The organism is Pseudoflavonifractor phocaeensis (assembly GCF_016901735.1).
Taxonomy (GTDB): domain Bacteria; phylum Bacillota; class Clostridia; order Oscillospirales; family Oscillospiraceae; genus Pseudoflavonifractor_A.
The window spans coordinates 1-1,471 of sequence record NZ_JACLZC010000139.1 but is presented as its reverse complement, the minus strand read 5'-3'; the positions used below and the strand labels follow the sequence as shown (position 1 = coordinate 1,471).

The following is a 1,471-nucleotide window of genomic DNA, read 5'->3' as shown; positions in this document are numbered from 1 at the left end:
CCATACCTCATCACTGATATCGTGGCGTTGTTGTTCGTTACTCATAGGAACACCTCTTTCTGGGCTGTTGTCCCTATTATACTACATTACTCGTGTAAACACTATTTAACTGACGTCTGATTGTTGTACCCAAAATTCAGAAAGGATATGAATATGAAGAAAAACTTATATGTGATGTATGCCATTGCATTGCTGCAAGGCATGGTTTTTTATGGACCGATTGCCACGCTGTATCGGCAGGCACAGGGCGTTACAGTCTTTGAAATCACGGTCATTGAAAGCATCTCTTTGGCTCTGGGCATTCTTTTGGAAATTCCATGGGGAATGATAGCCGACAAAATTGGCTATCGGAAAACCATGATTTTCTGTTCCTCTCTTTATTTCATTTCTAAAATCGTATTTTTGCAGGCAACCGGGTTTGGGGGGTTCCTAACAGAGCGTATCATGCTCAGTATGGTGCTAGCCGGTTACTCAGGCGTAGACTCCAGCATCATCTATTTATCCTGTGAAGGAACGGACAGTCAGAAAGCATTTGGTTTGTACAGCAGTATGAGCATGGCTGGGCTGCTCATTGCGGCAGGGGTGTTCTCAGTATTTGTGGGAGATGATTATTGGCTGGCCGGTTTGCTGACAGTGATCAGCTACGGACTTGCAATGGTGCTTTCTTTCGGATTGACCGAAGTGCGTCAGACCGGCGCTGCGGAAACAGAGGCGGAGCCGTTTCGTGAGAGTTTCCGCCAAATCTTTTCCAATCGCACGCTCCTTGTGTTTCTTGTGGGCGTGGCTTTGCTGTCCGAAGCCCATCAGACGATCACTGTGTTCTTAAATCAGCTTCAATATGAACGCTGTGGGTTAAGCAACTCTGTTATCGGTCTGGTGTATATCGTTGCCACACTATTGGGATTGTTAGGAGCATATTCTTCCGCCTTCACCAAGCGGGTAGGAATCCGCCGCTCCTTCGTCCTGTTTTGTGTTCCTGCGATTTTATCTTGCCTGGTACTCGGATCTACGACCTTCGCACTACCATCTGTCATCAGTGTGCTGCTCCTTCGTCTCTCCAACACATTATTTCAGCCCCTCTTGTCGGATCTCCAAAACCGGCAAATTACAAGCAGAAACCGAGCTACTGCACTCAGCGTCTGCGGTATGCTGGCGGACGGTATTGCCATTGGAACAAATCTGATTTTTGGCGCGCTATCGGATTGGAATCTATCCGCTGCGTTTTACTTCGGCAGTGCGATCTGCATCGTTGGACTGCTTCTTTTCTTGCTGTGGCTGTCTGCCATTGCTTTAAATACAGCAATATACCGCTTTGAACGATAAGGTAGAATAAGTTTCGCAAATTGAAAAGCAGATAAAAAGAGACATGGTTTGCAGATCTCTGGTAGAATGAAGTTGCGACACCACCATTCGAAAGGAGACAGCAAACCATGTCCGAGAAGATTGTACAGCTAAACGAGGAAGTAATCAA

Annotated in this window: 1 protein-coding gene; it reads left to right on the top strand. The window is 46.4% G+C overall.

Going from position 1 to position 1,471, the window contains the following annotated elements:
• The first annotated feature begins 153 nt into the window (after nucleotides 1–153).
• Nucleotides 154–1,323 (top strand): MFS transporter, encoded by a 1,170-nt coding sequence (locus tag H7U37_RS14820; RefSeq protein WP_243414340.1) that lies wholly within the window; start codon nucleotides 154–156, stop codon nucleotides 1,321–1,323.
• The last annotated feature ends 148 nt before the right edge of the window (nucleotides 1,324–1,471 follow it).